General features: G+C 58.5%; 24 protein-coding genes and 1 pseudogene. 16 read left to right on the top strand and 9 right to left on the bottom strand.

Annotated elements, in window-relative coordinates:
• Positions 1-74 precede the first annotated feature (74 nt).
• Together DU29_RS0114980 and DU29_RS0114985 are read left to right on the top strand one after the other, a co-directional pair.
• Positions 75-1,508 carry an aminotransferase-like domain-containing protein gene (locus DU29_RS0114980; RefSeq protein WP_028622385.1) on the top strand — a complete coding sequence of 478 codons (1,434 nt, stop codon included), beginning with the start codon at positions 75-77 and terminating at the stop codon, positions 1,506-1,508.
• 59 nt (positions 1,509-1,567) lie between these two features.
• The gene (locus tag DU29_RS0114985) at positions 1,568-3,133 is read left to right on the top strand and encodes a phospholipase D family protein (RefSeq protein ID WP_028622386.1); all 1,566 of its coding nucleotides are present in this window, start codon (positions 1,568-1,570) and stop codon (positions 3,131-3,133) included.
• Positions 3,134-3,218: 85 nt separating this feature from the next.
• Here the strand turns inward: DU29_RS0114985 and DU29_RS0114990 are convergent, their stop codons facing one another.
• Entirely contained in the window at positions 3,219-4,361 is a 1,143-nt protein-coding gene (locus tag DU29_RS0114990) for an MFS transporter (protein ID WP_028622387.1), read from the bottom strand.
• Positions 4,362-4,624: 263 nt separating this feature from the next.
• On the bottom strand, positions 4,625-6,118 hold the full coding sequence (locus DU29_RS0114995) for an aldehyde dehydrogenase (RefSeq protein WP_028622388.1): 1,494 nt from the start codon (positions 6,116-6,118) through the stop codon (positions 4,625-4,627).
• 247 nt (positions 6,119-6,365) lie between these two features.
• On the opposite strand from DU29_RS0114995, the gene DU29_RS0115000 reads away from it, so the two are divergent.
• Positions 6,366-6,728: a cupin domain-containing protein gene (locus DU29_RS0115000; protein ID WP_028622389.1), complete on the top strand. Its 363-nt coding sequence runs from the start codon at positions 6,366-6,368 to the stop codon at positions 6,726-6,728.
• A gap of 185 nt (positions 6,729-6,913) precedes the next feature.
• On the opposite strand, the gene rpmG is transcribed toward DU29_RS0115000, so the two are convergent.
• Together rpmG and rpmB are read right to left on the bottom strand one after the other, a co-directional pair.
• Positions 6,914-7,069 carry a 50S ribosomal protein L33 gene (rpmG, locus tag DU29_RS0115005; RefSeq protein ID WP_007894709.1) on the bottom strand — a complete coding sequence of 52 codons (156 nt, stop codon included), beginning with the start codon at positions 7,067-7,069 and terminating at the stop codon, positions 6,914-6,916.
• Between the two features lie 11 nt (positions 7,070-7,080).
• Positions 7,081-7,314 (bottom strand): 50S ribosomal protein L28, encoded by a 234-nt coding sequence (gene rpmB, locus DU29_RS0115010; protein WP_007894701.1) that lies wholly within the window; start codon positions 7,312-7,314, stop codon positions 7,081-7,083.
• A 446-nt stretch (positions 7,315-7,760) separates the two neighbouring features.
• Here rpmB and DU29_RS0115015 point away from each other — a divergent pair, with 446 nt between their 5' ends.
• A complete protein-coding gene (locus DU29_RS0115015) occupies positions 7,761-9,347 on the top strand; it encodes an ABC transporter substrate-binding protein (protein ID WP_028622390.1) in 1,587 nt (528 codons plus the stop codon).
• A gap of 136 nt (positions 9,348-9,483) precedes the next feature.
• Here the strand turns inward: DU29_RS0115015 and radC are convergent, their stop codons facing one another.
• On the bottom strand, positions 9,484-10,158 hold the full coding sequence (radC, locus tag DU29_RS0115020; RefSeq protein WP_028622391.1) for a RadC family protein: 675 nt from the start codon (positions 10,156-10,158) through the stop codon (positions 9,484-9,486).
• Positions 10,159-10,294: 136 nt separating this feature from the next.
• On the opposite strand from radC, the gene coaBC reads away from it, so the two are divergent.
• From coaBC to DU29_RS0115055, 7 genes and pseudogenes are all read left to right on the top strand, one after another.
• Positions 10,295-11,503: a bifunctional phosphopantothenoylcysteine decarboxylase/phosphopantothenate--cysteine ligase CoaBC gene (gene coaBC, locus DU29_RS0115025; protein WP_028622392.1), complete on the top strand. Its 1,209-nt coding sequence runs from the start codon at positions 10,295-10,297 to the stop codon at positions 11,501-11,503.
• A 5-nt stretch (positions 11,504-11,508) separates the two neighbouring features.
• Positions 11,509-11,964 carry a dUTP diphosphatase gene (gene dut, locus DU29_RS0115030; protein WP_028622393.1) on the top strand — a complete coding sequence of 152 codons (456 nt, stop codon included), beginning with the start codon at positions 11,509-11,511 and terminating at the stop codon, positions 11,962-11,964.
• 350 nt (positions 11,965-12,314) lie between these two features.
• Positions 12,315-13,688: pseudogene (locus DU29_RS0115035) on the top strand (phosphomannomutase/phosphoglucomutase); the annotation flags it as partial.
• Between the two features lie 39 nt (positions 13,689-13,727).
• Positions 13,728-14,633: an acetylglutamate kinase gene (argB, locus tag DU29_RS0115040; RefSeq protein WP_028622395.1), complete on the top strand. Its 906-nt coding sequence runs from the start codon at positions 13,728-13,730 to the stop codon at positions 14,631-14,633.
• Between the two features lie 192 nt (positions 14,634-14,825).
• A complete protein-coding gene (locus tag DU29_RS0115045) occupies positions 14,826-15,038 on the top strand; it encodes a hypothetical protein (RefSeq protein ID WP_028622396.1) in 213 nt (70 codons plus the stop codon).
• Positions 15,039-15,055: 17 nt separating this feature from the next.
• Positions 15,056-15,628 carry a hypothetical protein gene (locus DU29_RS0115050; RefSeq protein WP_028622397.1) on the top strand — a complete coding sequence of 191 codons (573 nt, stop codon included), beginning with the start codon at positions 15,056-15,058 and terminating at the stop codon, positions 15,626-15,628.
• Positions 15,615-15,998, top strand: a complete 384-nt coding sequence (locus DU29_RS0115055) for a hypothetical protein (protein WP_028622398.1) — start codon at positions 15,615-15,617, stop codon at positions 15,996-15,998. Before DU29_RS0115050 ends, DU29_RS0115055 begins: the two co-directional genes overlap by 14 nt.
• A 101-nt stretch (positions 15,999-16,099) precedes the next feature.
• Here the strand turns inward: DU29_RS0115055 and pyrE are convergent, their stop codons facing one another.
• Positions 16,100-16,744: an orotate phosphoribosyltransferase gene (pyrE, locus tag DU29_RS0115060; protein WP_028622399.1), complete on the bottom strand. Its 645-nt coding sequence runs from the start codon at positions 16,742-16,744 to the stop codon at positions 16,100-16,102.
• 82 nt (positions 16,745-16,826) lie between these two features.
• Here pyrE and DU29_RS0115065 point away from each other — a divergent pair, with 82 nt between their 5' ends.
• Entirely contained in the window at positions 16,827-17,606 is a 780-nt protein-coding gene (locus tag DU29_RS0115065) for an exodeoxyribonuclease III (RefSeq protein ID WP_028622400.1), read from the top strand.
• An 85-nt stretch (positions 17,607-17,691) separates the two neighbouring features.
• Here DU29_RS0115065 and gltS read toward each other — a convergent pair whose 3' ends face one another.
• From gltS to rph, 3 genes are all read right to left on the bottom strand, one after another.
• Positions 17,692-18,897, bottom strand: coding sequence for a sodium/glutamate symporter (gene gltS, locus DU29_RS0115070; protein WP_028622401.1), 1,206 nt, complete (start codon positions 18,895-18,897; stop codon positions 17,692-17,694).
• 370 nt (positions 18,898-19,267) lie between these two features.
• Complete coding sequence (locus DU29_RS0115075; protein ID WP_028622402.1) at positions 19,268-19,636, bottom strand: DUF4870 domain-containing protein; 369 nt, start codon at positions 19,634-19,636, stop codon at positions 19,268-19,270.
• A gap of 28 nt (positions 19,637-19,664) precedes the next feature.
• The gene (gene rph / locus DU29_RS0115080; protein WP_028622403.1) at positions 19,665-20,387 is read right to left on the bottom strand and encodes a ribonuclease PH; all 723 of its coding nucleotides are present in this window, start codon (positions 20,385-20,387) and stop codon (positions 19,665-19,667) included.
• 268 nt (positions 20,388-20,655) lie between these two features.
• On the opposite strand from rph, the gene DU29_RS0115085 reads away from it, so the two are divergent.
• The 4 genes from DU29_RS0115085 to spoT all read left to right on the top strand — a co-directional run bounded on the left by DU29_RS0115085 (position 20,656) and on the right by spoT (position 24,745).
• Positions 20,656-21,519: a YicC/YloC family endoribonuclease gene (locus DU29_RS0115085; RefSeq protein ID WP_028622404.1), complete on the top strand. Its 864-nt coding sequence runs from the start codon at positions 20,656-20,658 to the stop codon at positions 21,517-21,519.
• 11 nt (positions 21,520-21,530) lie between these two features.
• Positions 21,531-22,151 (top strand): guanylate kinase, encoded by a 621-nt coding sequence (gmk, locus tag DU29_RS0115090; protein WP_028622405.1) that lies wholly within the window; start codon positions 21,531-21,533, stop codon positions 22,149-22,151.
• 167 nt (positions 22,152-22,318) lie between these two features.
• The gene (gene rpoZ / locus DU29_RS0115095) at positions 22,319-22,582 is read left to right on the top strand and encodes a DNA-directed RNA polymerase subunit omega (RefSeq protein WP_028622406.1); all 264 of its coding nucleotides are present in this window, start codon (positions 22,319-22,321) and stop codon (positions 22,580-22,582) included.
• Positions 22,583-22,639: 57 nt separating this feature from the next.
• The gene (gene spoT / locus DU29_RS0115100; protein ID WP_028622407.1) at positions 22,640-24,745 is read left to right on the top strand and encodes a bifunctional GTP diphosphokinase/guanosine-3',5'-bis pyrophosphate 3'-pyrophosphohydrolase; all 2,106 of its coding nucleotides are present in this window, start codon (positions 22,640-22,642) and stop codon (positions 24,743-24,745) included.
• The last annotated feature ends 18 nt before the right edge of the window (positions 24,746-24,763 follow it).

The following is a 24,763-nucleotide window of genomic DNA, read 5'->3' on the forward strand; positions in this document are numbered from 1 at the left end:
CGATTAAGCCTCTGAATCGAGATTATTCAGCTCATCTGTATTGGTTTTGCCACTCAACCAACCGAGGCTGCACCATGACCCTCTACGTCAACCTTGCCGAATTGCTCGGCACCCGGATCGAACAAGGCTTCTACCGCCCGGGCGACCGGTTGCCCTCGGTGCGGGCGTTGAGCGTGGAACACGGCGTCAGCCTGAGCACGGTGCAGCAAGCCTATCGCGTGCTGGAAGACAGCGGACTGGCGATGCCGAAACCGAAGTCCGGTTACTTCGTCCCGGTCAGCCGGGACTTGCCCGAGCTGCCCGCGATCGGCCGCCCGGCGCAACGGCCCGTGGACATTTCCCAGTGGGACCAGGTGCTGGAGCTGATCCGCGCGGTGCCGCGTAAAGACGTGGTGCAGCTGGGACGCGGCATGCCGGACATCACGACGCCAACCATGAAGCCACTGTTGCGAAGCCTGGCGCGCATCAGTCGCCGACAGGACATGCCTGGTCTGTATTACGACAATATTCACGGCACCCTCGAACTGCGCGAACAGATTGCCCGGCTGATGCTCGATTCCGGTTGCCAATTGACGTCAAACGACCTGGTGATCACCACCGGCTGCCACGAAGCGTTATCAACCAGCGTGCGCGCGATTTGCGAGCCGGGCGACATCGTCGCCGTCGATTCACCGAGCTTTCATGGCGCAATGCAAACGCTCAAAGGCCTGAACATGAAGGCCCTGGAAATCCCCACCGACCCGCTCACCGGCATCAGCCTGGATGCGCTGGAACTGGCCCTCGAACAGTGGCCGATCAAAGTCATACAGTTGACGCCCAACTGCAACAACCCGTTAGGCTACATCATGCCGGAGTCGCGCAAACGCGCGTTGTTGACACTTGCGCAGCGGTTCGACGTGGCGATCATCGAGGACGATGTGTATGGCGAACTGTCCTACACCTATCCACGCCCGCGCACGATCAAATCCTTCGACGAAGACGGCCGCGTCCTGCTGTGCAGCTCGTTTTCCAAAACGTTGGCGCCGGGTCTGCGAATCGGCTGGGTCGCGCCGGGCCGATACTTGGAGCGGGTGCTGCATATGAAATACATCAGCACCGGCTCCACAGCGCCACAACCACAGATCGCGATCGCCGAATTCCTCAAGGGCGGGCATTTCGAGCCGCATCTGCGGCGGATGCGCACGCAGTACCAGCGCAGTCGCGACGTGATGATCGACTGGGTGACTCGTTATTTCCCGATCGGCACCCGAGCCAGTCGCCCACAAGGAAGTTTCATGCTGTGGGTGGAAATGCCGGAGGGTTTCGACACCCTGAAACTTAACCGCGCCCTGCATGACCAAGGGGTGCAGATCGCCGTCGGCAGCATCTTTTCTGCCTCGGGCAAATACCGCAATTGCCTGCGGATGAACTACGCTGCCAAACCAACGCCACAGATCGAAGAAGCAGTACGCAAGGTTGGCGCAGCAGCTATCAGATTGCTCGCGGAAACTGACAGCTTCACGCACTGACCTTTATCGGGAAATCAGCGTCCTATGTCGACACCTGCCGCCAATCGGAACGATCCTACGTGAGATTCAGACAGCCCCTGCTTGCTCTCCTCCTTCTCGCATCGGTCCTTGGCGGTTGCGCCAGTTTCGACGTTCAACGTGAACCCAGTCAGGCCCTGCCTGCCAGCGATTCTGCATTCGGGCGCTCGATTCAGGCTCAGGCCGCGCCGCACGAGGGCAAATCGGGATTCCGCCTGCTGTCCAACAGCAGTGAAGCCTTCACTGCCCGCGCCGAGCTGATTCGCAACGCGCAAAGCAGCCTCGACTTGCAGTACTACATCGTGCACGACGGCATCAGCACGCGAATGCTGGTGGAGGAGCTGCTCAAGGCCGCGGACCGTGGCGTGCGCGTGCGCATCCTCCTCGACGACACCACCAGCGATGGCCTGGACTGGATCATCGGCACGCTGGCGGCGCATCCGCAGATCCAGATTCGCCTGTTCAACCCGCTGCATCTCGGTCGCGCCACCGGTGTCACACGAGCAATGGGCCGGCTGTTCGACCTGTCGCTGCAACACCGGCGCATGCACAACAAACTCTGGCTGGCGGACAACAGCGCGGCCATCGTTGGCGGGCGTAACCTGGGCGACGAATATTTTGATGCCGAGCCCAATCTGAATTTCACCGACATCGACATGCTCGGCATCGGCCCGGTCGCCGAGCAACTCGGACACAGTTTTGATCAGTACTGGAACAGCGCGCTGAGTAAACCGATTGATGAATTCCTGTCGAGCAAGCCGACCCAAAAGGATCTGCAGAACAGCCGGGCGCGCCTGGAAGAATCGCTGGAAGAAACGCGCAAACAGAATCACGCGTTGTATCAGCAGTTGATGACCTTCACCACCAATCCGCGCATGGACATCTGGCGCCGCGAGCTGATCTGGGCCTGGAACCAGGCATTGTGGGATGCACCGAGCAAGGTCTTGTCGAAGGGTGAACCCGACCCGCACCTGCTGCTCACCACTCAACTGGCGCCGGAGCTGAAAGGCGTCAGCAAGGATCTGGTTCTGATCTCGGCCTACTTCGTGCCCGGCGAGCCAGGGCTGGTGTACCTCACCGGCCGCGCTGATGCCGGGGTTGCGGTAAGCCTGTTGACCAATTCGCTGGAGGCCACCGACGTTCCGGCCGTGCACGGAGGTTACGCCCCCTATCGCAAGGCATTGCTGGAACATGGTGTGAAACTGTACGAGCTGCGTCGTCAGCCAGGTGAAGGCGGCGGCAGCGGACCGATCTTCTACGGTAAATCCTTCAAGGGCTCCGATTCCAGCCTGCACAGCAAAGCGATCATTTTCGACCAGCAGAAATCCTTCATCGGCTCGTTCAACTTCGATCCGCGCTCAGTGCTGTGGAACACCGAAGTCGGCGTCCTGGTGGACAGCCCGGAACTGGCCGCACATGTGCACAGAGCCGCGATGGAAGGTATGGCGCCGGCGCTGAGTTATCACGTCAAACTGGAGAACGACAAGGTTGTGTGGGTAACTGAAGACGACGGCAAAATGCACACATTGACCAGGGAGCCGGGAAGCATGTGGCGCCGGTTCAATGCCTGGTTCAGCACGGCGGTCGGGCTGGAGCGGATGCTGTAACGCCCGAACGCGCCCCTTTGTAGCAGCTGGCGAAGCCTGCGTCTGGCTGCGCTACAAAACGCAGGCTTCGCCAGTTGCTACAAGGTTATGCCGGTTGTACGGCACCAAACGCGCCCTGACGCGTGAGCAGAATGACCAGCCCCAACGCGCCGGCCGCCATCAACAACGGCAGCGCATGCCCGCTGATCCACTGGCTGCCGGCACCGGCGGCCAGCGGACCGATCAGACAACCGATCCCCCACAACTGCGCAATGTGCGCATTGGCGCGCACCAGGGCGTCATCGCGATAGCGTTCGCCGATCAGAATCAGCGACAGGGTGAACAGTCCACCGGCACTCGCGCCGAACAACACCCACAGCGGCCAGATCATCAGCGTGTCGATCAGCAACGGGATGGCCAGGCTCGACACCAGCAGGATCACCGCGCAACCGGTGAACAGCGTGCGCCGCGAAAGTCGATCCGCCAGCGCCCCTATCGGTAATTGCAGCAAGGCATCGCCGACCACCACCGTGCTGACCATCGCCAAGGCGATGTCGGTGCTAAAGCCCTGGCGCAGGCAGTACACCGGCAGCAGAGTCAGGATCATCGCCTCGAACGCGGCAAACAACGACACCGCCCATGCAATCGCCGGCAGGCCCCGGCAGAATCCCGACAGATCGCTGAACGTCACGCTGCAGGCTTCACTGCTCGGCGCACCGCTGCGACCCAGCAACAGCAGTGGCGCTGTCAGCAACAACACGACGCCCACCCAGAATCCGTAATCGTGGTCGGTACCCACCACGCCCAACAGCAGAGGCCCGGCCAACTGACTCAGCGCATAACTGCTGCCATACAACGCCACCAGTCGGCCGCGCCATTGCTCGACCACCAGTTGGTTGATCCAGCTTTCGCCGAGAATGAACACGAGCGTCAGGATCACCCCGATCATCAGGCGCAGCAGCAGCCATACCGGATAACTGGGCAGCAACGCGAGCAACCCGATAGACAACGCGCCGGCCCACAAACACAGACGCATCAGGTTGGCAGTGCCGAATTTCGCAGCCAGATGACTGGAGATCTTCGCGCCGACCAGCACACCAATCGCCGGCATGGCTGCCATCACGCCGATAGCGAATGAGCCGTAGCCCCAGCCTTCCAGACGAAACGACACCAGCGGCATGCTGACGCCCAATGCCAGGCCCACGCTCAAGACAGCTGCCAACACGGCGAAATAGGTCGCCCAACGCATGTTCCACGCTCCTGTGGATTGTTATTTTTCAGTCACGCCACAAAACAAATGTGGGAGCGAGCCCTGTGGTGAGGGGATTTATCCCCGTTGGCTCGCGTAGCGGCCCCAAAACCTGGACCCACGGAGTATCAACTACACCGCGCTCGCCGGTTTTGCGACTGCTTCGCAGCCGAACGGGGATAAATCCCCTCGCCACAAAGTCTTGCTCCCACAAAGATTGCTACACCTATAGAGCCTGTTTCTGGAAGGCTCCCCTCAACGACTTACAGCTTGATCCAGGTCGCCTTCAGCTCGGTGTACTTGTCGAACGCGTGCAGCGATTTGTCGCGACCGTTGCCGGACTGTTTGAAACCACCAAAGGGCGCCGTCATGTCGCCGCCGTCGTATTGATTAACCCACACGCTACCGGCGCGCAGAGCCCGAGCGGTCAGGTGAGCCTTGGAAATGTCCTTGGTCCACACCGCTGCCGCCAGGCCGTAAGGCGTGTCGTTGGCGATCTGGATGGCTTCCTCGGCAGTATCGAAGGCAATCACTGACAGTACAGGGCCAAAGATTTCTTCCTGAGCGATCTTCATTGCGTTGTTCACGCCGTCGAAAATGGTTGGCTCCACGTAGGTGCCGCCGGTGTCCTGCAGTGTGCGCTTGCCACCGGCGACCAGTTTGGCGCCGTCGGCGTGACCGGACTCGATGTAGGACAGCACGGTGTTCATCTGCTGAGTGTCCACCAGCGCGCCAACATTGGTTTGCGGATCCAGCGGATTGCCCGGCTTCCAGGTTTTCAACGCTTCGATCACCAGCGGCAGGAACGTGTCTTTGATCGAACGCTCGACCAGCAGACGCGAACCGGCGGTGCAGACTTCGCCCTGGTTGAAAGCGATGGCGCCGGCAGCCGCTTCGGCAGCCGCTTGCAGGTCCGGAGCGTCGGCGAAAACGATGTTCGGGCTCTTGCCGCCGGCTTCAAGCCAGACGCGTTTCATGTTCGATTCGCCAGAGTAGATCAGCAGTTGCTTGGCGATCTTGGTCGAGCCGGTAAACACCAGCGTATCGACATCGTTGTGCAGCGCCAGCGCCTTGCCGACCGTGTGACCGTAGCCCGGCAACACGTTCAATACGCCTTTCGGGATCCCGGCTTCGACGGCCAGCGCAGCGATGCGGATGGCGGTCAACGGGGATTTTTCCGACGGCTTGAGGATCACCGAGTTACCGGTGGACAGCGCCGGCCCAAGTTTCCAGCAGGCCATCATCAGCGGGAAGTTCCACGGCACAATCGCGCCCACGACGCCTACCGGCTCACGAGTGACCAGACCCAATTGATCGTGCGGAGTGGCGGCCACTTCGTCATAAATCTTGTCGATCGCTTCACCGCTCCAGCTCAGGGCTTGCGCCGCACCGGGAATGTCGATGTGCAAGGAATCGCTGATCGGCTTGCCCATGTCGAGTGTTTCAAGCAGCGCGAGCTCTTCGGCGTGCTGCTTCAGCAGGCCGGCAAAACGAATCATGGTAGCTTTGCGTTTGCTCGGCGCCAGGCGCGACCAGGCACCGGAATTGAACGTAGCACGAGCGTTTTCAACAGCACGCTGAGCGTCGGCGGCGTCACAGCTGGCAATCTTGCCGAGCAGACGGCCATCGACCGGGCTGATGCACTCGAAGGTCTCGCTGGAGACGGCATCGGTGTATTCGCCATTGATATAGGCGCGGCCTTCGATCTTCAGATCGCGAGCCCGTTGCTCCCAATCGGCACGAGTCAGGGTGGTCATACGAGTGTCCTCCTCTTGTTGAATACGAGCGCTGCGCGTCATTCGCGAACGTCCCCGGCAATTCTGCCCGGCCAGCCTGATATCGGCGCAAGGCAACCGCCACCCTAAACCACAGGCTGGGGTTGTATCAATATATTTGACATAAGGTCGGTAAACGACCTTGCGGTGTTCATTTTAATAAACATAGACTTCGGACAATCCAAGACCATTTCAGCCACTCGCGCCGCAATCACGGGGGATTACAACAATGAGCATCCACAACATCGTCGACTTCAGCCAAGCCACTACCGAGCCCGAGCGCTACAGACCGGATCAGGCGAAAATCCTGAAGGGCGACCCAGAGCAGGTGGTTTACAACCACTACAACAGCCCATGCGGCCAGTTGAATGCCGGCGTATGGGAAGGCGCCGTCGGCCAGTGGCACGTGAATTTCACCGAGCATGAATACTGCGAGATCGTTCAGGGCGTTTCAGTGCTGCGCGATAATGACGGCAACAGCAAAACCGTGCGCGCAGGCGATCGCTTTGTGATCCCGGCGGGATTCCGGGGGACGTGGGAAGTGCTGGAGCCGTGCCGCAAGATTTACGTGGCGTTTGAACAGAAGGCTTGAGGATTTGTGTTGTTGCGTCTGACGCCATCGCGAGCAGGCTCGCTCCCACAGGGTTTGTGAGCGACCCATACCTGTGGGAGCGAACCTGCTCGCGATGAGGTCCAGGAAAACGCCTCAAAAACCTGGGCACAAAAAAGGCCCGTATCTCGCGATACGGGCCTTTTTCGTAAGAAGAGAAAAATCAATTACTTGATTTTGCCTTCCTTGTAGATCACGTGCTTGCGAACAACCGGATCAAATTTCTTGATCTCGATTTTGTCCGGGGTAGTACGCTTGTTCTTGTCGGTAGTGTAGAAGTGACCAGTACCGGCGCTCGAAATCAAACGAATCAATTCACGCATGATTAGCTCCCTTAGATCTTGCCAGCTTTGCGGATTTCGGCCAGCACGACAGTGATGCCACGCTTGTCGATGATACGCATGCCTTTGGCAGATACGCGCAGACGCACGAAACGTTTCTCTTCTTCAACCCAGAAGCGGTGATGCTGCAGGTTCGGCAGGAAACGACGACGGGTTTTGTTGTTTGCGTGGGAAATGTTATTCCCAGTCACCGGACCCTTACCGGTAACTTGACATACTCTCGACATGCCTCAGCCCTCTAAAACCACATGCCCAACCCGGCATGGGTTGGCCGCTTAATCTCTCAGTCATTTGGCGCCAGGCGCCGCGTTTCTTTAGAGGTCTTACCGGCTACACCTACAGTGAAGGAACCGGGCCCCTAGAAAAGAGCGCTGCTTTATACCAGAAAGACTTGAGTGCAACAACAATCGATGTGAACAGAATCGATGAAAACCCTGATTTACAGGCTCCAGGCGCCTTGAACAAAGGCTGTCGTGGATGCCGACCGCTCGTCGCAGAGTATCGGCCAGCGGCCCGAATTGGGGTGTCCATCGGCATGCACACACCGAAAACAATCGCTCATACTCCCCTTTAAATGAAAAAGGGGATAGTCATTTGCAAAAGAGCCCACTAGGGTAAGCCTTTTCCAGACTGCACTTGCAGATGGGCTTTCGATCTGTAAAGGAACCCGACCATGCGCCTCGCTGCCCTACCGCTGTTGCTCGCCCCTCTTCTGCTGAGCCCGTTGGCGCAGGCCGCCGCGCTGAGTGTTTGTACCGAGGCCAGCCCTGAAGGGTTCGACGTGGTGCAGTACAACTCGCTGACCACCACCAATGCCTCGGCCGACGTGCTGATGAATCGCCTGGTGGACTTCGACACCGCCAGTGGCAAAGTCGTCGCCGGGCTTGCGGACAGCTGGGAAGTGTCCGCTGATGGCCTGACCTATGTATTCAAATTGCATCCGCAGGTGAAATTCCACCGCACGGACTATTTCAGCCCGTCCCGCGAGCTGACGGCAGAGGACGTGAAGTTCAGTTTCGACCGCATGCTCGACCCGGCGAACCCGTGGCACAAAATAGCCCAGAGCGGTTTCCCCCACGCGCAATCGATGCAATTACCCGCGCTTATCAAGAAAATCGACGCGCTGGACCCGTTGACCGTGCGCTTCACACTCGATCACCCGGATTCAACGTTCCTGCCAACACTCAGCATGGGCTTCGCCTCGATCTACTCCGCCGAGTACGCTGACAAACTGTTGAAGGCCGGCACACCGCAAAAACTCAACAGCCACCCAATCGGCAGTGGTCCTTTCATCTTCACGCGCTTTCAGAAAGATGCCTCCATTCGTTACAAAGCCAACCCGGACTACTTCCGCGGCAAACCTACAGTGGACCCGCTGATCTTCGCGATCACGCCGGACGCCAATGTGCGCTTGCAGAAACTGCGCCGCAACGAGTGCCAGATCGCGCTGTCGCCCAAGCCTCTGGATGTCCAGGCCGCGCAGAAGGAACCGAGCCTGAAAGTGGAAAAGACTGACGCCTTCATGACCGCGTTCGTCGCCATCAACAGCCAGCATCCGCCGCTGGATAAGCTGGAAGTGCGCCAGGCCATCAACCTGGCGTTCGACAAAGCCAACTACGTCAAAGCCGTGTTCGAAGATACCGCAGAGCCCGCCAGCGGCCCTTACCCGCCCAATACCTGGAGCTACGCGAAAGGCTTGCCGGGTTACGCCCATGACGTGGAAAAAGCCAAGGCGCTGATGGCGAAAGCCGGGTTGAAGGATGGTTTCCAGACCACCATCTGGACCCGACCGTCGGGCAGCCTGTTGAATCCCAACCCAAGCCTCGGCGCTCAGATGCTGCAATCTGACCTGGAGAAAATCGGCATTCAGGCCGAGATTCGCGTGATCGAATGGGGCGAGGTGATCCGGCGCGCCAAGGCCGGTGAGCACGACTTGCTGTTCATGGGCTGGGCGGGCGACAACGGCGATCCGGACAACTTCCTCACACCGCAGTTTTCCTGCGCTGCGGTCAAGTCCGGCACCAACTTCGCCCGGTACTGCAACCAGGACCTGGACAAGCTGATCAGTGCCGGCAAGACCACTTCCGAGCAAGGTGTGCGCACCAAGCTATACGAACAGGCTCAGGCGCAGATCCAGCAGCAAGCACTGTGGTTGCCGCTGGCCCACCCGACCGCCTTCGCGCTGATGCGCAAGGGTGTCGAGGGTTATTCCGTAAGTCCGTTTGGGCGGCAGGATTATTCGAAGGTCAGCCTCAAATAATATCCACTACAACCCCCTGTAGGAGCGAGCCTGCTCGCGAAAAAAGCACAGACAACGCGAGCTACCAGACACGCTGCGTCATCGTTAACGTGCTTCGCGAGCGGGCTCGCTCCTACAGTAGATTTGCAGCCCGCGCTCACATCCATCCATGCTCGGCCATGGACAACGGCTCACCATCACCGATGATGAAATGGTCGAGCACCCGCACATCGATCAGGTCCAGCGCGTCTTGCAGGCGCTTGGTCAGCGTGCGATCGGCTTCACTGGGATTGGAGTTGCCCGAAGGGTGGTTGTGACAGAGGATCACGGCGGCGGCGTTGTGCGCCAGAGCGCGCTTGACCACCTGACGGGGATGCACGCTCGTACAGTCAATCGAGCCACGAAATAATGCCTCGAAGGTCAGTACCTGGTGCTTGGAGTCCAGAAAAAGGCAGCCGAAAACCTCATGCGGCTCGTGGCGCAGCATTGCCTTGAGGTAGTCACGCACGGCCTGTGGATTTTCCAGCGCAGATTTATGCCGCGCACGCTCAGCCAGATGGCGCCGGCCCATTTCCAGAACGGCCTGCAACTGGGCAAATTTCGCAGGGCCGAGCCCTAGCTGCTCGCTGAACGCCTGTTGATCGGCCTCCATCAGCGAGCGCAGACCGCCAAACTGACTCAACAAATGGCGTGCCAGATCGACGGCGCTTTTGCCGGACACACCCGTTCTCAAAAAGATCGCCAGCAGTTCAGCGTCCGAAAGGCTCGCCGAGCCCAACTCCAATAACCTTTCCCGCGGCCGCTCGGCTAACGGCCAGTCACGAATACTCATAGCACCTCCCTGTCTGTGGGCGCCGCTGTTCCGTAGCGGTCGCTGTGATATCTTAGCCCATCTTTTTTGCGAGCGATTTTCACTCCTGGGGAGGGGGTATCGCCACGCAGTCATCAACGAATTGAAAGGCAGACCTATGCAGCGGCTGTATCGGAAACGCATCGTTCTGGGCGTCGGCGGCGGCATTGCTGCCTACAAGAGCGCCGACCTGGTTCGCCGTTTGATCGATCAAGGCGCCGAAGTGCGGGTGGTCATGACCCGAGGCGGCAGCGAGTTCATCACCCCGCTGACCATGCAGGCATTGTCCGGCCACCCGGTGCATCTGGACCTGCTGGACCCGGCCGCCGAAGCCGCCATGGGACACATCGAACTGGCCAAGTGGGCGGACATGGTGTTGATCGCCCCGGCAACGGCGGACCTGATCGCGCGTCTGGCCCAAGGCATTGCCGACGATCTGCTGACCACGCTGGTGCTGGCCACCGACGCCATCGTCGCCGTAGCTCCGGCGATGAATCAGGCGATGTGGCGCGACCCGGCGACCCAGGCCAACCTGCAGACCCTCGAAAGCCGCGCCCTCAAGGTGTTCGGCCCGGCCTCCGGTAGCCAGGCCTGTGGCGATGTCGGCTTCGGTCGCATGCTCGAAGCCGTCGAACTCGCCCAGTGCGCGGCAGACAGCTTCCAGCGCCAGGCACTGACCGGCAGACACGTGCTGATCACCGCCGGCCCGACCCAGGAAAACATCGACCCGGTGCGCTACATCACCAACCACAGCTCCGGCAAAATGGGCTTTGCCTTGGCCGAGGCCGCAGTGGAAGCCGGCGCCCGCGTCACGCTGATCACCGGCCCGGTGCACCTGCCAACACCGGATCGCGTCACCCGTATCGACGTGGTCAGCGCCCGCGACATGCTCGCGGCTTGCGAGGCGGCGATCCCTTGCGACGTATTCATTGCCTCGGCTGCGGTCGCGGACTATCGCCCCGAAGTCGTCGCCCCGCAAAAACTCAAGAAAGATCCTACGAGCGGCGACGGCTTGTTGCTACAAATGGTCCGCAACCCGGACATCCTGGCCACCATAGCCACTCGTGCCGACCGTCCGTTCAGCGTCGGCTTCGCTGCCGAAACCGAACACTTGCTCGATTACGCCGCCCGGAAGTTGAAGGACAAGAATCTCGATCTGATCGTCGCCAACGACGTCGCCAATCCGAGTATTGGCTTCAACAGCGAAGAGAACGCTTTCAGCGTGATCGACCGCCAGCTGCACGCCACACTTTTCGCCCAGACCAGCAAGAGCAAAATTGCTCGCCAGCTGATCACTTTTATCGCCGACCGTCTGAACCAGGTTTAATTTACATGCACGCTTTGCAAGCCAAGATCCTCGATCCACGCATCGGCAGCGAATTTCCGCTGCCGCAGTACGCCACTCCTGGCTCCGCAGGCCTCGATCTGCGCGCCATGCTGGAAAAAGACACCGTCATCAAGCCAGGTGAAACCTTGCTGATTCCCACCGGCCTGTCCGTCTACATTGGTGATCCGGGCCTGGCCGCGCTGATCCTGCCGCGTTCCGGCCTTGGCCATAAACACGGCATTGTGCTGGGTAACCTTGTTGGCCTGATCGACTCTGATTATCAGGGCCCGCTGATGGTGTCGTGCTGGAACCGCGGCCAGACCGATTTCAATATGGTCGTCGGCGAACGCCTGGCCCAACTTGTTCTGGTGCCAGTGGTTCAGGCGCATTTCGAAATGGTTGAAGAGTTCGTTGAAACCGAACGCGGCGCGGGCGGTTTCGGGCATTCCGGCAGTCACTGAGCCGGCTGGATGCACCCTGGTGGCGAGCGAGCTTGCTCGCGCTGGGCCGGGCAGGGGTCTCGTAATTGCGTGAGTGCCACGCCTTGGAGCGCTGCCCAATCAAGCGGGCGCACGCTCCCTCGCCACACATTGCACAGATGTCATCTGGAAGGTTTAACACTGATCTCAAGGCATTGGCCCGCCATATGCTTGCTGAAACCGATGTCATGGCCTTTCCGCACCGCGAACTCTCTGTGGAAAATGCCGTCATACCCTTCAGTTTAAGATCGCTCACGAGCTTTTTCGCGCGCACGCCCAGCCACATCCGAGATGGAGCATTCCCACAGATGAACACCCCCGCCCAAGCCGTACCCTCATTCCCGGACAGCATTTTCCGCGCTTACGACATTCGCGGCACGGTGCCGGAATTCCTGAATGCCGAAACCGCCTACTGGCTCGGACGCGCAATCGGTGCACAGAGCTTGTCCCAAGGTGAACCGAACGTTTGCGTAGGCCGCGATGGCCGTCTGTCCGGTCCTGAGCTGGTCGAGCAATTGATCAAAGGCCTGGCCGAAGCCGGTTGCCACGTCAGCGATGTCGGCCTGGTGCCAACACCTGCGCTGTACTACGCCGCCAACGTACTGGCCGGTAAATCCGGGGTGATGCTCACCGGCAGCCACAACCCGTCGAACTACAACGGTTTCAAAATCGTCATTGCCGGCGACACTTTGGCCAACGAACAGATTCAAGCCCTGCACGACCGCCTCAAGACCAACAACCTGAGCAGCGGCGAAGGTAGCATCACCCAGGTCGACATCCTTGATCGCTACAACACTGAAATCGTTCAGGACATTAAACTGGCCCGTCGCCTCAAAGTCGTTGTCGACTGCGGTAACGGTGCGGCCGGTGTCATCGCCCCGCAGCTGATCGAAGCGCTGAACTGCGAAGTTATCCCGCTGTTCTGCGACGTCGACGGTAATTTCCCGAACCATCACCCGGATCCGGGCAAACCTGAAAACCTTGTCGACCTGATCGCCAAGGTCAAGGAAACCAACGCCGACATCGGCCTGGCTTTCGACGGCGATGGCGACCGCGTCGGCGTGGTGACCAACACCGGCAGCATTGTTTACCCGGATCGTTTGTTGATGCTGTTCGCCCGTGACGTGGTAGCACGCAACCCGGACGCGGAAATTATCTTCGACGTCAAATGCACCCGTCGCCTGACGCCGCTGATCAAGGAATATGGCGGTCGTCCGTTAATGTGGAAGACCGGTCACTCGTTGATCAAAAAGAAAATGAAGCAAACGGGCGCTCTGTTGGCCGGTGAAATGAGCGGGCACATCTTCTTCAAGGAACGCTGGTTCGGTTTCGACGACGGCATTTACAGCGCTGCGCGTCTGCTGGAGATCCTCAGCAAAGAGAAATCCACCGCCGAAGAGCTGTTCGCCACATTCCCGAACGATATTTCGACGCCTGAAATCAATATCAATGTGACCGAAGAGAGCAAATTCAGCATCATTGATGCATTGCACGACGCGAAGTGGGGCGAAGGCGCCGACCTGACCACCATCGACGGCGTGCGAGTCGACTACGCCAAAGGCTGGGGCCTGGTGCGCGCATCCAACACCACGCCGGTGCTGGTGCTGCGTTTCGAGGCCGATGACGAAGCGGAACTGCAGCGCATCAAGGACGTATTCACGGTCCAGCTGAAGCGTGTTGCACCTGATCTCCAATTACCGTTTTGATTTATTGAAGCGCCTTTTATCGAAGTGCCGGAGCCCTGAATGACCCTCGAACGCGAAGCCGCCGCCAACACCGCCAAGGTCCTGTCCGAAGCGTTGCCTTACATCCGACGCTACGTCGGCAAGACGCTGGTGATCAAATACGGCGGCAACGCGATGGAAAGCGAGGAGCTGAAAACCGGTTTCGCCCGCGACATCGTGCTGATGAAGGCCGTGGGCATCAACCCGGTAGTCGTTCACGGTGGCGGCCCGCAAATCGGCGACCTGCTCAAGCGTCTGTCGATCGAAAGCCATTTCATCGATGGCATGCGCGTGACTGACGCGCAGACCATGGACGTGGTGGAGATGGTTCTCGGCGGTCAGGTCAACAAAGACATCGTTAACCTGATCAACCGTCATGGCGGTAGCGCCATCGGCCTGACCGGCAAGGACGCCGAGCTGATTCGTGCGAAAAAACTCACCGTGACTCGCCAGACGCCGGAGATGACCCAACCGGAAATCATCGATATCGGGCAAGTGGGTGAAGTGGTCGGGATCAATACCGATCTGCTGAACCTGCTGGTCAAAGGCGATTTCATCCCGGTGATCGCACCGATTGGCGTCGGCGCCAACGGCGAGTCGTACAACATCAACGCCGACCTGGTGGCCGGTAAAGTGGCCGAAGCGCTGAAAGCTGAGAAGCTGATGCTGCTGACCAACATTGCCGGCCTGATGGACAAGCAAGGCACGGTCCTGACTGGACTGACCACCCAGCAGGTTGATGAGCTGATCGCCGACGGCACGATCTACGGTGGCATGCTGCCGAAGATCCGTTGCGCGCTGGAAGCGGTTCAGGGCGGCGTGGGGAGCTCGTTGATCATTGATGGTCGGGTGCCGAATGCGATTCTGCTGGAGATCTTCACTGATACCGGTGTGGGTACCTTGATCAGCAACCGCAAGCGTCACTGATTCAAGCGCTTCAAAATAGATCGCAGCTTCGGCAGCACCTTACGGACGTACGAATATTCCGTAAGACCTGATGAAGTCTGCGATCTTTTTTATGCGCGTCGGAAACGTCCGACTTGATTCAGGGAAGCGTCCGACATCAAGGCAGCATCAGTCCGCATAGGATCTTCCGTGAATCCACAGGAGATCTACCTCATGAAAAAAGATTACGTTCCGAATGGCAGCGACGTTGCAGCAGGCACTTACCAGTGCGCCGACTGCGGTCATGAATACTCCAACCAATCCAAAAAATCCTTGCCCCCCTGCCCTAAACGCCTGGAATCCATGCACCTGCTAAACGGTTGGAAGATTCTCTCGGGGCAGGGAGATGCACAGGAAGATCCTTACCCGCAACAATCCGACAAATGATCGTGGGGGACTGATCCATGCAGATCTCGTTCACGATCGACGCCCAGGCTTTCGAGCAAGAGCAGAAAGAGCCGGTTAAAAAGACCCTGAAGATTTCTGACGACGAGATCGCTCATGCTTTGCAACGCATTGCCAAGGCCAGCCTTACCGAGTATCTGAAGATGCTGGTCGAAGGCGGCATGCCGAGCCGGGCCGATGAAGCGAAGCAGGATCGCTTGTTGTATCTGATTCAAAGCTACTTCGGGCAGACCTTGCCGACTGAATCGCAGATCTCGACGATTTTCCAGCTGACCCAAAGCCAAAGCAAAACCTTGCTGAAAAACACGGTTTCACGTTTTCGCAATCAGCTGGACGAGATCTTGCAACACAGTATGCGCACGGTGATCGAATCTGCGGACCATGCCCAAACGGTGTACCTGGTGGTGATCAGTTCGGATGTCATCCGTGACGAGCTGAACATGTTGATCACGCAAAACCAACCCACCTTCAAACCCATCACCAAGCGCAAAGGCAGCGCCGGGCAGTTTGAGATCAGCGAGGACTCTCACGACTTGCTCTGCGCAACGCTGGGGATCAATGTCATTCAGTGACATCGTGGCGGTCAGCGGTTTGCTGCTGACCCTCACCACGTTCATGTTCAACCTTGCATGGCCAAAACTGAATACGGCGCTGGCGCTGGATGAACGCCAGCCAGGCGTACAGGCCAGAAAACGCAGCCGGGCCCAGTTGATCAGTGTCTTGCTGAGCTGCGCATTACCCATGACCTGCGCTTTCGGGGCGTTGTTTTACGTCAACCTTCCAGCAGCTGTTCGCGTGATGCGCACCAGCACACTGGACCTGTGGGATTTCGACGTTGATCGCACGTTATATGTCCTGGTTGTCGTGGCACTGCTGGTGTTCGCCGTGTTCAATCTGGTTTTGACCATCAGGCTGATCGGAAAATGGCGGCGATTGAACTGAAAACCTAAACAAAAGACCCCGATCAGCCTGACTGAACGGGGTCTTTTTATTTGGCGCGGCCACCGCGCGACTCAATCGCCGGCAAGCCGGCTGCCACGGGGTCAGACGCCGAACTGGGCGCGGTAGGCTTCCACGGCCGGCAGATGCTGCTTGAGCTGCGTATCGTTCGCGAGGAATTCCAGCACCTGGTTCAGCGAAACAATGCTGATCACCGGAATGCCGAAGTCGCGCTCCACTTCCTGGATAGCCGACAACTCACCGTTGCCCCGCTCCTGACGGTTCAGGGCAATCAGCACGCCCGCCGCTTTCGCGCCATCCTGAGAGGCGATGATCTGCATGACTTCGCGAATCGCGGTGCCGGCGGTGATCACGTCGTCGATGATCAGTACATCGCCGGTCAACGGTGCGCCAACGAGGCTGCCACCTTCACCATGGGCCTTGGCTTCCTTGCGGTTGAAGCACCATGGCAAGTCACGGTCGTGATGTTCAGCCAGCGCCACCGCAGTGGTCGCCGCCAAAGGGATGCCTTTGTATGCCGGGCCGAACAACACGTCGAACGAGATACCGCTCTCGACGATCGCCGCTGCATAGAAACGACCCAGCTGCGCCAGTGCAGAACCGCTGTTGAACAGGCCGGCGTTGAAGAAGTATGGACTGGTGCGCCCGGACTTCAGGGTGAACTCACCGAAGCGCAAAACGCCGCGATCGATGGCAAAACGAATGAAATCGCGCTGATACGCTTGCATGAAAAAAACCCCAAATACCACGGATTTAGCTAATTAGCTTGACGCCGTGTATCATACACGCACGCGATTTTTGGGGCCATTTATGCGGATCATCAGTGTGAACGTCAATGGTATTCAGGCTGCAGTGGAGCGAGGTTTGCTCAGTTGGCTGCAAGCACAGAATGCCGACGTCATCTGCCTGCAGGACACTCGCGCCTCCGCCTTTGAACTGGACGATCCAGCTTTTCAGCTGGATGGCTACTTCCTTTATGCCTGCGAAGCCGAAGTTCCCGCCCAAGGTGGCGTGGCTTTGTATTCGCGGTTGCAACCGAAGGCAGTCATCAGCGGTCTCGGTTTCGAGACGGCCGACCGTTACGGGCGCTACCTGCAAGCCGATTTCGACAAGGTCAGCATCGCGACCTTGCTGCTTCCTTCCGGGCAGAACGGCGATGAAGACTTGAACCAGAAGTTCAAGCTAATGGACGATTTCGGCCGTTATCTGGATAAACAGCGGCGCAAGCGGCGCGAGTACATTTATTGTGGCTCGCTGTACGTGGCGCAACAGAAGCTGGATATCAAGAACTGGCGTGACAGCCAGCAATCTCCGGGCTTCCTGGCACCTGAACGTGCCTGGCTGGACGAGATTGTCGGCAATATGGGTTATGTCGACGCCCTGCGTGAAGTCAGCCGCGAAGGCGACCAGTACAGCTGGTGGCCGGACAACGAGCAGGCGGAAATGCTCAACCTCGGCTGGCGTTTCGATTACCAGTTGCTGACCCCGGGCCTGCGCCGTTTTGTACGCAGCGCGCGCCTGCCACGTCAGCCAAGGTTCTCGCAACATGCACCGCTGATCGTTGACTACGACTGGACGCTGACCATTTAAGCGTTTTGCCAGTTGCAAAAAAAATGCCCGTATCGCGAGATACGGGCATTTTTTCTTATGCGCTATTGCGGCCTCGCCACCGATTTCAAACAACAGCAAAAAATGGCAGCGCCAAGTACAACTTGATCACGATCACGTTGACGATATCAATGAAAAAAGCGCCCACCATTGGCACTACTAAAAATGCAGTCTGCGAAGGTCCGTAGCGTTGAGTCACTGCTTGCATGTTTGCAATCGCAGTGGGCGTTGCTCCCAGTCCGAAACCGCAGTGCCCTGCAGCCAATACTGCCGCATCGTAATTACTGCCCATGACTCTGAATGTAACGAAAATCGCGAACAACGCCATGACCAACGCCTGAACAGCCAGAATGGTGAAAATTGGCAAAGCCAGCGCAGCCAGATCCCACAACTTTAGGGACATGAGAGCGATTGCCAGGAACAGCGACAGACTGACATTCCCCAGCACCGAGACTTCACGCTCGAAGACTTGATACAAACCAAACGCCGAGAGGCCGTTCCTTAAAAGCACGCCTACAAACAAGACGCAAACAAACGTCGGCAATTCAAAAGCGGTTCCGCGAAGCAGGTCATTCAAGAGGGTGCCAGCCAGTAAGCTGACGGAGATCAGCGCGAGCGTCTCGATAAACGAAAAAGGGGTAATCGAGCGCTCTTTGTTGGGCTGCTCGAAGCCTTTGGGCAACCGCGGCTTTTCGTGCTCAAGGCCCGGTGTCTGGACACGCTTGATGAGCAGACGCGCCACCGGGCCGCCGATCAAGCCGCCCAGTACCAGACCGAACGTTGCGGAGGCCAAAGCAAGTTCGGATGCAGAGGCCAGGCCGTATTTCTCGCTGAACGTTGCTCCCCACGCAGCGCCGGTACCGTGCCCGCCAGGCAACGTGATCGATCCGGTCAGCAAACCCATGAGCGGATCGAGGCCCAAGACCGTTGCCAGGCCAATGCCCATAGCGTTCTGGACGACCAGAAGGCCGATGACAGCGAGCAGGAAAATGCCAACCGTCCGACCGCCTTTCTTCAAGCTTGCGAAGTCTGCACTCAAGCCAATCGTGGCGAAGAAGGCCAGCATCAAAGGCGTTTGCAATGAAGTTTCGAATCGAACTTCGATCTCAAAGGCCCGCAGAGCCAAAAGAATAACCGCAACCACCAGGCCGCCCGCCACGGGTTCGGGAATATTGTAGGCCCGCAGAAAACCGATTCGAGCGACCAGACCACGTCCCAGTAGCAGAACCAAAGAAGCCGCCACCAACGTTCCATAGAAATCGAGCTGCAACATTGAATACTCTTGGAGTTATATGTTCGGAGACGAACTTTTTACCTGGGCACGCCTCGGAAACAGGTCGAGATCTCTCAACACTGATTAGACATTTATTCAAGGACCTTCAATGGTCTGAACGTATCGAGATATTTCACTAAAAATAAGACCCGGCGCAACTCTATCAATCACCAAATCTGATTGCCAAGTATTCAAGCGGTATATTTAGATATAGTTGTGACCAGAGATGTATTTAAAAATTAGTGCGATCAGTTTGATACTAAAGATGACACAAAGAATGTGGAACAATTGATAACTTAAGCAAAATAAATTTGGCAAAAAAATGCCCCGACACGTCGGGGCATTTGTTCATCAAGAATCGCGTTGACCGTTATCTGATCAACCTCCAAGTGAATGGATACCGATACGGCACCCCTTCATTTGCCTTGAGCCCGGCAATAATGGACAACACCATTGCCCCGATCAGGACAAGCGGGAGCAGCGCAAACCCTATGAGCACCAGCATGAGCAGGTAACAAATGCCCGACACCAGTGCCACGGTGATCTGGAAGTTCAACGCTTCCTTACCCTGGGCGTCGATGAACGGGTCGCTGTCACGCTTCCACTGCCAGAGTATCAGCGGCCCTATGAGATGCCCAAACGGCAGCCAGACTCCGAGAAACGCCGACAGGTGACAAAACATTGCCCATTGCCGAACCTCTTTGGTCGGGACGGGAAGCAGCTCTTGTTCTTCACTCATGGCGTTCTCCTTGCCAGAAACGGTCAGATCAGTCAGCCAGTGCGGCTTTCTGCAGTTCGAAGATTTCAGTCATGCCTTTCTTCGCCAGTTCCAGCATGGCATTCAGATCTTCCGGCTGGAACGGAGCGCCTTCGGCAGTGCCCTGAACCTCGATGAAGCCACCTGCACTGGTCATCACCACGTTCAGGTCGGTTTCGGCAGCCGAGTCTTCCAGATAATCGAGGTCGAGCACCGGCTCACCCTGATACATGCCGACAGAAACGGCAGCGATCATCTGCTTGAGCGGGTCGCCCCCTTTGAGGCCGCCACGCTTCTTGATCACCTTCAAGGCATCAACCAGGGCAACCATGGCACCGGTGATGGAAGCGGTGCGCGTGCCGCCATCGGCTTGAATCACGTCGCAATCAACGTACAGGGTCACGTCGCCGAGCTTGGACATGTCCAGCGCAGCACGCAGGGAACGACCGATCAGACGCTGGATTTCCAGGGTGCGCCCGCCTTGCTTGCCACGGCTGGCCTCACGCTGGTTACGCTCACCGGTCGCGCGCGGCAACATGCCGTATTCAGCGGTCAACCAGCCCTGGCCCTGGCCTTTGAGGAAACGCGGCACGCCGTTCTCGACACTGACCGTGCAGATGACTTTTGTATCACCGAACTCGACCAGTACAGACCCCTCGGCGTGTTTGGTGTAGTTGCGGGTAATGCGGATCGAGCGGAGCTGATCGGCAGCGCGACCACTTGGACGTTTCATAGGGAACACCTGTACGGAGGACGGAAAACTGCCGAGCATTATAGAGCCGTGCGCCACAACTGGGCACTTCTAAAAAATCCGCCCGACGATTGAAAGCCCTGAATAGAGCATAGCCGACGGCTTGCATGTGTTTGTCACAGCGTGTGTTTGGGGGCATCCGCCCCACTGCGCTACAATCCTGCGCCTTTGCTGCCTGTCGGCTTTCATTCACAGAAAGCAGGTCCGCGATCCCTTGGGTCAGCGTCGACCTGCATTGCGAGGTACCTCCATGGTGCACAGCATGACCGCCTTCGCCCGCGTCGAAAAAGCGGGCACTCAAGGCACGCTGAGCTGGGAACTGCGCTCGGTCAATAGCCGTTACCTGGAGCCGCACCTGCGCCTGCCGGAGTCGTTCCGCGACCTCGAAGGCGCAGTTCGCGAAGCGCTGCGCCAAGGCATTTCCCGGGGCAAGCTCGAATGCACCCTGCGCTTCACTGAAGAAAACACCGACAAACCATTGCAAGTGGACCAGGCGCGCGCCGCGCAATTGGTGGCGGCGGCAGAAACCATCGCCGGTTTGATCAAGAACCCGGCCGCGCTGAACCCGCTGGAAGTCCTGGCCTGGCCCGGCGTACTGGTCGGTGACGCCACCGATCCGCAAGCGTTGAATGCCCAGGCGCTGGGCTTGTTCAACGAAGGCCTGAAAGAACTCAAGGCCGGCCGCGAACGTGAAGGCGCGGAGCTGGCACGATTGATCAATGATCGCCTGACCTCTATCGAAGAAGACGTGGTGACGTTGCGTACGCTCGTCCCGCAGATGCTTGCCACCCAACGCCAGAAAGTCCTCGACCGCTTTGCCGATATGAAAGCCGAGATGGACCCGCAGCGTCTGGAACAGGAAATGGTCATGCTCGCTCAAAAGAGCGACGTCGCTGAAGAACTGGACCGCCTGAGCACCCACATCATCGAAGTCCGCCGAGTACTCAAATCCGGCGGCGCGGCCGGTCGGCGCCTCGACTTCCTGATGCAGGAGCTCAACCGCGAAGCCAACACACTGGGCTCCAAAGCCTTCGACCCGCGCAGCACCCAAGCGGCGGTCAACCTCAAAGTGTTGATCGAGCAGATGCGCGAACAAGTACAGAATATTGAGTAAGGCAACCCGACATGACCCACAGCACCGGCACCCTGTACATCATTTCCGCCCCTTCAGGCGCGGGCAAGAGCAGCCTGGTCAAGGCCCTGACCGACGCTGATCAGGAGATCCGCGTCTCGGTCTCCCACACCACCCGCGCCATGCGTCCGGGTGAAGTGAACGGCGTGAACTATCACTTCGTCGAACGCGGCGAGTTCGTGAAGATGATGGAACACGGGGATTTCCTCGAGCGCGCCGAAGTCTTCGGCAATCTCTATGGCACCTCGCAAAGTCACCTGCAGCAAACGCTGGATGAAGGTCACGACCTGATTCTGGAGATCGACTGGCAAGGCGCCGAGCAAGTGCGCAAGCTGATGCCGCAAGCCCGTTCGATCTTCATTCTGCCGCCGTCCCTGCAGGCCTTGCACCAGCGCCTGACCAACCGCGGTCAGGACAGCGACGAAATCATTGACGGGCGGATGCGTGAAGCCGTCAGCGAAATGAGCCATTACGTCGACTATGACTACCTGATCATCAACGATGATTTCGCACACGCATTGCGTGATTTGCAGGCGATTTTCCGTGCCAATCAATTGCATCAGAAGCGCCAGCAACAGCGTAACGGCAAACTTTTGGCTGAATTGCTCGGCTGACCGGGGCTTCCCAAAACCGCTGCAAGGGCTTTACATTGGCGCTTGCAGCGCGTTGAAGGGTCTGGTCAAAAAATCAGCGCTTCCCTAATCGCTGGTGATTTTTTAAACTGTTCAGTCCGCTCGCCCAACCGGGCAGCGCGCATATTGCATTCGCTCCGAGGAATACCATGGCCCGCGTAACCGTTGAAGACTGCCTAGAACACGTGGAAAACCGCTTTGAGCTGGTCATGCTCTCTACCAAGCGTGCCCGTCAACTGGCCACCGGCGGCAAAGAGCCATTGGTCCCAGTAGAAAACGACAAGCCTACCGTTGTCGCCCTGCGCGAAATCGCCGAAGGCCTGATGAGCTACGAGTTCATCGCCAATGCTGAAATCGTCGAAGACGAACCGCTGTTCGCAGCGTTCGAGGACGAGTCCAACGAGGCCGTCTAAGCCTATGCCTGGTCGACGTAGCACGGCGCGGGGTCACAATGAACGGCAGGAGTCATCATGCCGAGCATAGACGCCCTCGCCGATCGCTTATCGACCTACCTCGGCAACGACCAGGTCAACCTGGTCCGCCGAGCGTACTTTTACGCCGAACAAGCCCACGACGGCCAACGCCGCCGTAGCGGTGAGGCGTACGTCACGCATCCTCTTGCCGTGGCGAATATTCTTGCCGACATGCACATGGACCATCAGAGCCTGATGGCTGCGATGCTGCATGACGTGATCGAAGACACCGGTATCGCCAAGGAAGCGCTGCAAGCGCAGTTCGGCGAAACCGTGGCCGAACTGGTCGACGGGGTCAGCAAACTGACCCAGATGAACTTCGAGACCAAAGCCGAAGCCCAAGCGGAAAACTTCCAGAAAATGGCCATGGCCATGGCGCGCGACATTCGCGTGATCCTGGTCAAGCTCGCCGACCGCCTGCACAACATGCGCACGCTGGAAGTCCTGTCCGGCGAAAAGCGCCGGCGAATCGCCAAGGAAACCCTGGAAATCTATGCGCCCATCGCCAATCGGCTGGGCATGCACGCCATTCGCATAGAATTCGAAGACCTCGGCTTCAAGGCCATGCACCCGATGCGTTCCGCGCGCATCAACCAGGCGGTCAAACGCGCCCGGGGCAATCGCAAGGAAATCGTCAACAAGATCGAAGAATCCCTCAGCCACTGCCTCGCCATCGACGGCATCCAGGGCGAGGTCAGCGGTCGTCAGAAACACCTCTACGGCATCTACAAGAAAATGCGCGGCAAGCGTCGGGCCTTCAACGAGATCATGGACGTCTACGCGTTCCGGATCATCGTCGACAAGGTCGATACCTGCTACCGCGTGCTGGGTGCTGTGCATAATTTGTACAAACCGTTGCCGGGGCGCTTCAAGGATTACATCGCCATTCCCAAGGCCAACGGCTACCAGTCGCTGCACACCACGTTGTTCGGCATGCACGGTGTTCCGATCGAAATTCAGATCCGTACCCGTGAAATGGAAGAGATGGCCAATAACGGCATCGCCGCCCACTGGCTGTACAAATCCAGCGGGGACGAGCAGCCAAAAGGCACGCATGCCCGCGCCCGTCAGTGGGTCAAAGGCGTACTGGAAATGCAGCAGCGCGCCGGCAACTCGCTGGAATTCATCGAAAGCGTGAAGATCGACCTGTTCCCGGACGAGGTCTACGTGTTCACGCCCAAAGGCCGGATCATGGAGCTGCCCAAAGGCTCCACGGCAGTCGACTTCGCTTACGCGGTGCACACCGATGTCGGCAATAGCTGCATTGCCTGCCGGATCAATCGACGTCTCGCGCCGCTGTCCGAACCGCTGCAAAGCGGCTCCACGGTCGAGATCGTCAGCGCACCCGGCGCGCGACCTAATCCGGCGTGGCTCAATTTTGTGGTCACCGGCAAGGCGCGAACGCACATCCGCCATGCCTTGAAGCTGCAGCGCCGCTCTGAATCCATCAGCCTCGGCGAACGCCTGCTGAACAAGGTGCTCAACGGCTTCGACAGCGCCCTGGACAAAATCCCGGCCGAGCGCGTCAAGGCGATGCTCGCCGAGTACCGTCTGGAGCTCATTGAAGACCTGCTCGAAGACATCGGCCTGGGCAATCGCATGGCTTATGTCGTTGCCCGCCGCCTGCTCGGTGAAGGCGAACAGTTGCCCGGCGCCGAAGGCCCGCTGGCCATTCGCGGCACCGAGGGCCTGGTGCTCAGCTACGCCAAATGTTGTACGCCGATCCCGGGCGATCCGATCGTCGGTCACTTGTCGGCGGGCAAAGGCATGGTTGTGCACCTGGACAATTGCCGCAACATCAGTGAAATCCGCCATAACCCGGAGAAATGCATCCAGCTTTCGTGGGCCAAGGACGTCACTGGCGAATTCAATGTCGAGCTGCGTGTCGAGCTGGAACATCAGCGCGGCCTGATCGCCTTGCTGGCCAGCAGTGTCAACGCCGCCGACGGCAACATCGAGAAGATCAGCATGGACGAACGCGATGGCCGCATCAGCGTGGTCCAACTGGTCGTCAGCGTGCATGATCGCGTGCACCTGGCCCGCGTGATCAAGAAACTGCGCGCACTGACCGGGGTGATTCGCATCACCCGCATGCGCGCCTAAGCCACCATTTTTAAGGAG

The organism is Pseudomonas sp. Ant30-3 (assembly GCF_000690905.1).
Taxonomy (GTDB): Bacteria; Pseudomonadota; Gammaproteobacteria; order Pseudomonadales; family Pseudomonadaceae; genus Aquipseudomonas.

Excerpts from the sequence above, each read along its gene's own strand:
- DU29_RS0114980 (WP_028622385.1), top strand. The coding sequence starts at position 75 with ATGACCCTCTACGTCAACCTTGCCGAATTGCTCGGCACCCGGATCGAA.
- DU29_RS0114990 (WP_028622387.1), bottom strand. The coding sequence starts at position 4,361 with ATGCGTTGGGCGACCTATTTCGCCGTGTTGGCAGCTGTCTTGAGCGTG.
- DU29_RS0114995 (WP_028622388.1), bottom strand. The coding sequence starts at position 6,118 with ATGACCACCCTGACTCGTGCCGATTGGGAGCAACGGGCTCGCGATCTG.
- DU29_RS0115000 (WP_028622389.1), top strand. The coding sequence starts at position 6,366 with ATGAGCATCCACAACATCGTCGACTTCAGCCAAGCCACTACCGAGCCC.
- rpmG (WP_007894709.1), bottom strand. The coding sequence starts at position 7,069 with ATGCGTGAATTGATTCGTTTGATTTCGAGCGCCGGTACTGGTCACTTC.
- rpmB (WP_007894701.1), bottom strand. The coding sequence starts at position 7,314 with ATGTCGAGAGTATGTCAAGTTACCGGTAAGGGTCCGGTGACTGGGAAT.
- DU29_RS0115015 (WP_028622390.1), top strand. The coding sequence starts at position 7,761 with ATGCGCCTCGCTGCCCTACCGCTGTTGCTCGCCCCTCTTCTGCTGAGC.
- radC (WP_028622391.1), bottom strand. The coding sequence starts at position 10,158 with ATGAGTATTCGTGACTGGCCGTTAGCCGAGCGGCCGCGGGAAAGGTTA.
- coaBC (WP_028622392.1), top strand. The coding sequence starts at position 10,295 with ATGCAGCGGCTGTATCGGAAACGCATCGTTCTGGGCGTCGGCGGCGGC.
- dut (WP_028622393.1), top strand. The coding sequence starts at position 11,509 with ATGCACGCTTTGCAAGCCAAGATCCTCGATCCACGCATCGGCAGCGAA.
- argB (WP_028622395.1), top strand. The coding sequence starts at position 13,728 with ATGACCCTCGAACGCGAAGCCGCCGCCAACACCGCCAAGGTCCTGTCC.
- DU29_RS0115045 (WP_028622396.1), top strand. The coding sequence starts at position 14,826 with ATGAAAAAAGATTACGTTCCGAATGGCAGCGACGTTGCAGCAGGCACT.
- DU29_RS0115050 (WP_028622397.1), top strand. The coding sequence starts at position 15,056 with ATGCAGATCTCGTTCACGATCGACGCCCAGGCTTTCGAGCAAGAGCAG.
- DU29_RS0115055 (WP_028622398.1), top strand. The coding sequence starts at position 15,615 with ATGTCATTCAGTGACATCGTGGCGGTCAGCGGTTTGCTGCTGACCCTC.
- pyrE (WP_028622399.1), bottom strand. The coding sequence starts at position 16,744 with ATGCAAGCGTATCAGCGCGATTTCATTCGTTTTGCCATCGATCGCGGC.
- DU29_RS0115065 (WP_028622400.1), top strand. The coding sequence starts at position 16,827 with ATGCGGATCATCAGTGTGAACGTCAATGGTATTCAGGCTGCAGTGGAG.
- gltS (WP_028622401.1), bottom strand. The coding sequence starts at position 18,897 with ATGTTGCAGCTCGATTTCTATGGAACGTTGGTGGCGGCTTCTTTGGTT.
- DU29_RS0115075 (WP_028622402.1), bottom strand. The coding sequence starts at position 19,636 with ATGAGTGAAGAACAAGAGCTGCTTCCCGTCCCGACCAAAGAGGTTCGG.
- rph (WP_028622403.1), bottom strand. The coding sequence starts at position 20,387 with ATGAAACGTCCAAGTGGTCGCGCTGCCGATCAGCTCCGCTCGATCCGC.
- DU29_RS0115085 (WP_028622404.1), top strand. The coding sequence starts at position 20,656 with ATGGTGCACAGCATGACCGCCTTCGCCCGCGTCGAAAAAGCGGGCACT.
- gmk (WP_028622405.1), top strand. The coding sequence starts at position 21,531 with ATGACCCACAGCACCGGCACCCTGTACATCATTTCCGCCCCTTCAGGC.
- rpoZ (WP_028622406.1), top strand. The coding sequence starts at position 22,319 with ATGGCCCGCGTAACCGTTGAAGACTGCCTAGAACACGTGGAAAACCGC.
- spoT (WP_028622407.1), top strand. The coding sequence starts at position 22,640 with ATGCCGAGCATAGACGCCCTCGCCGATCGCTTATCGACCTACCTCGGC.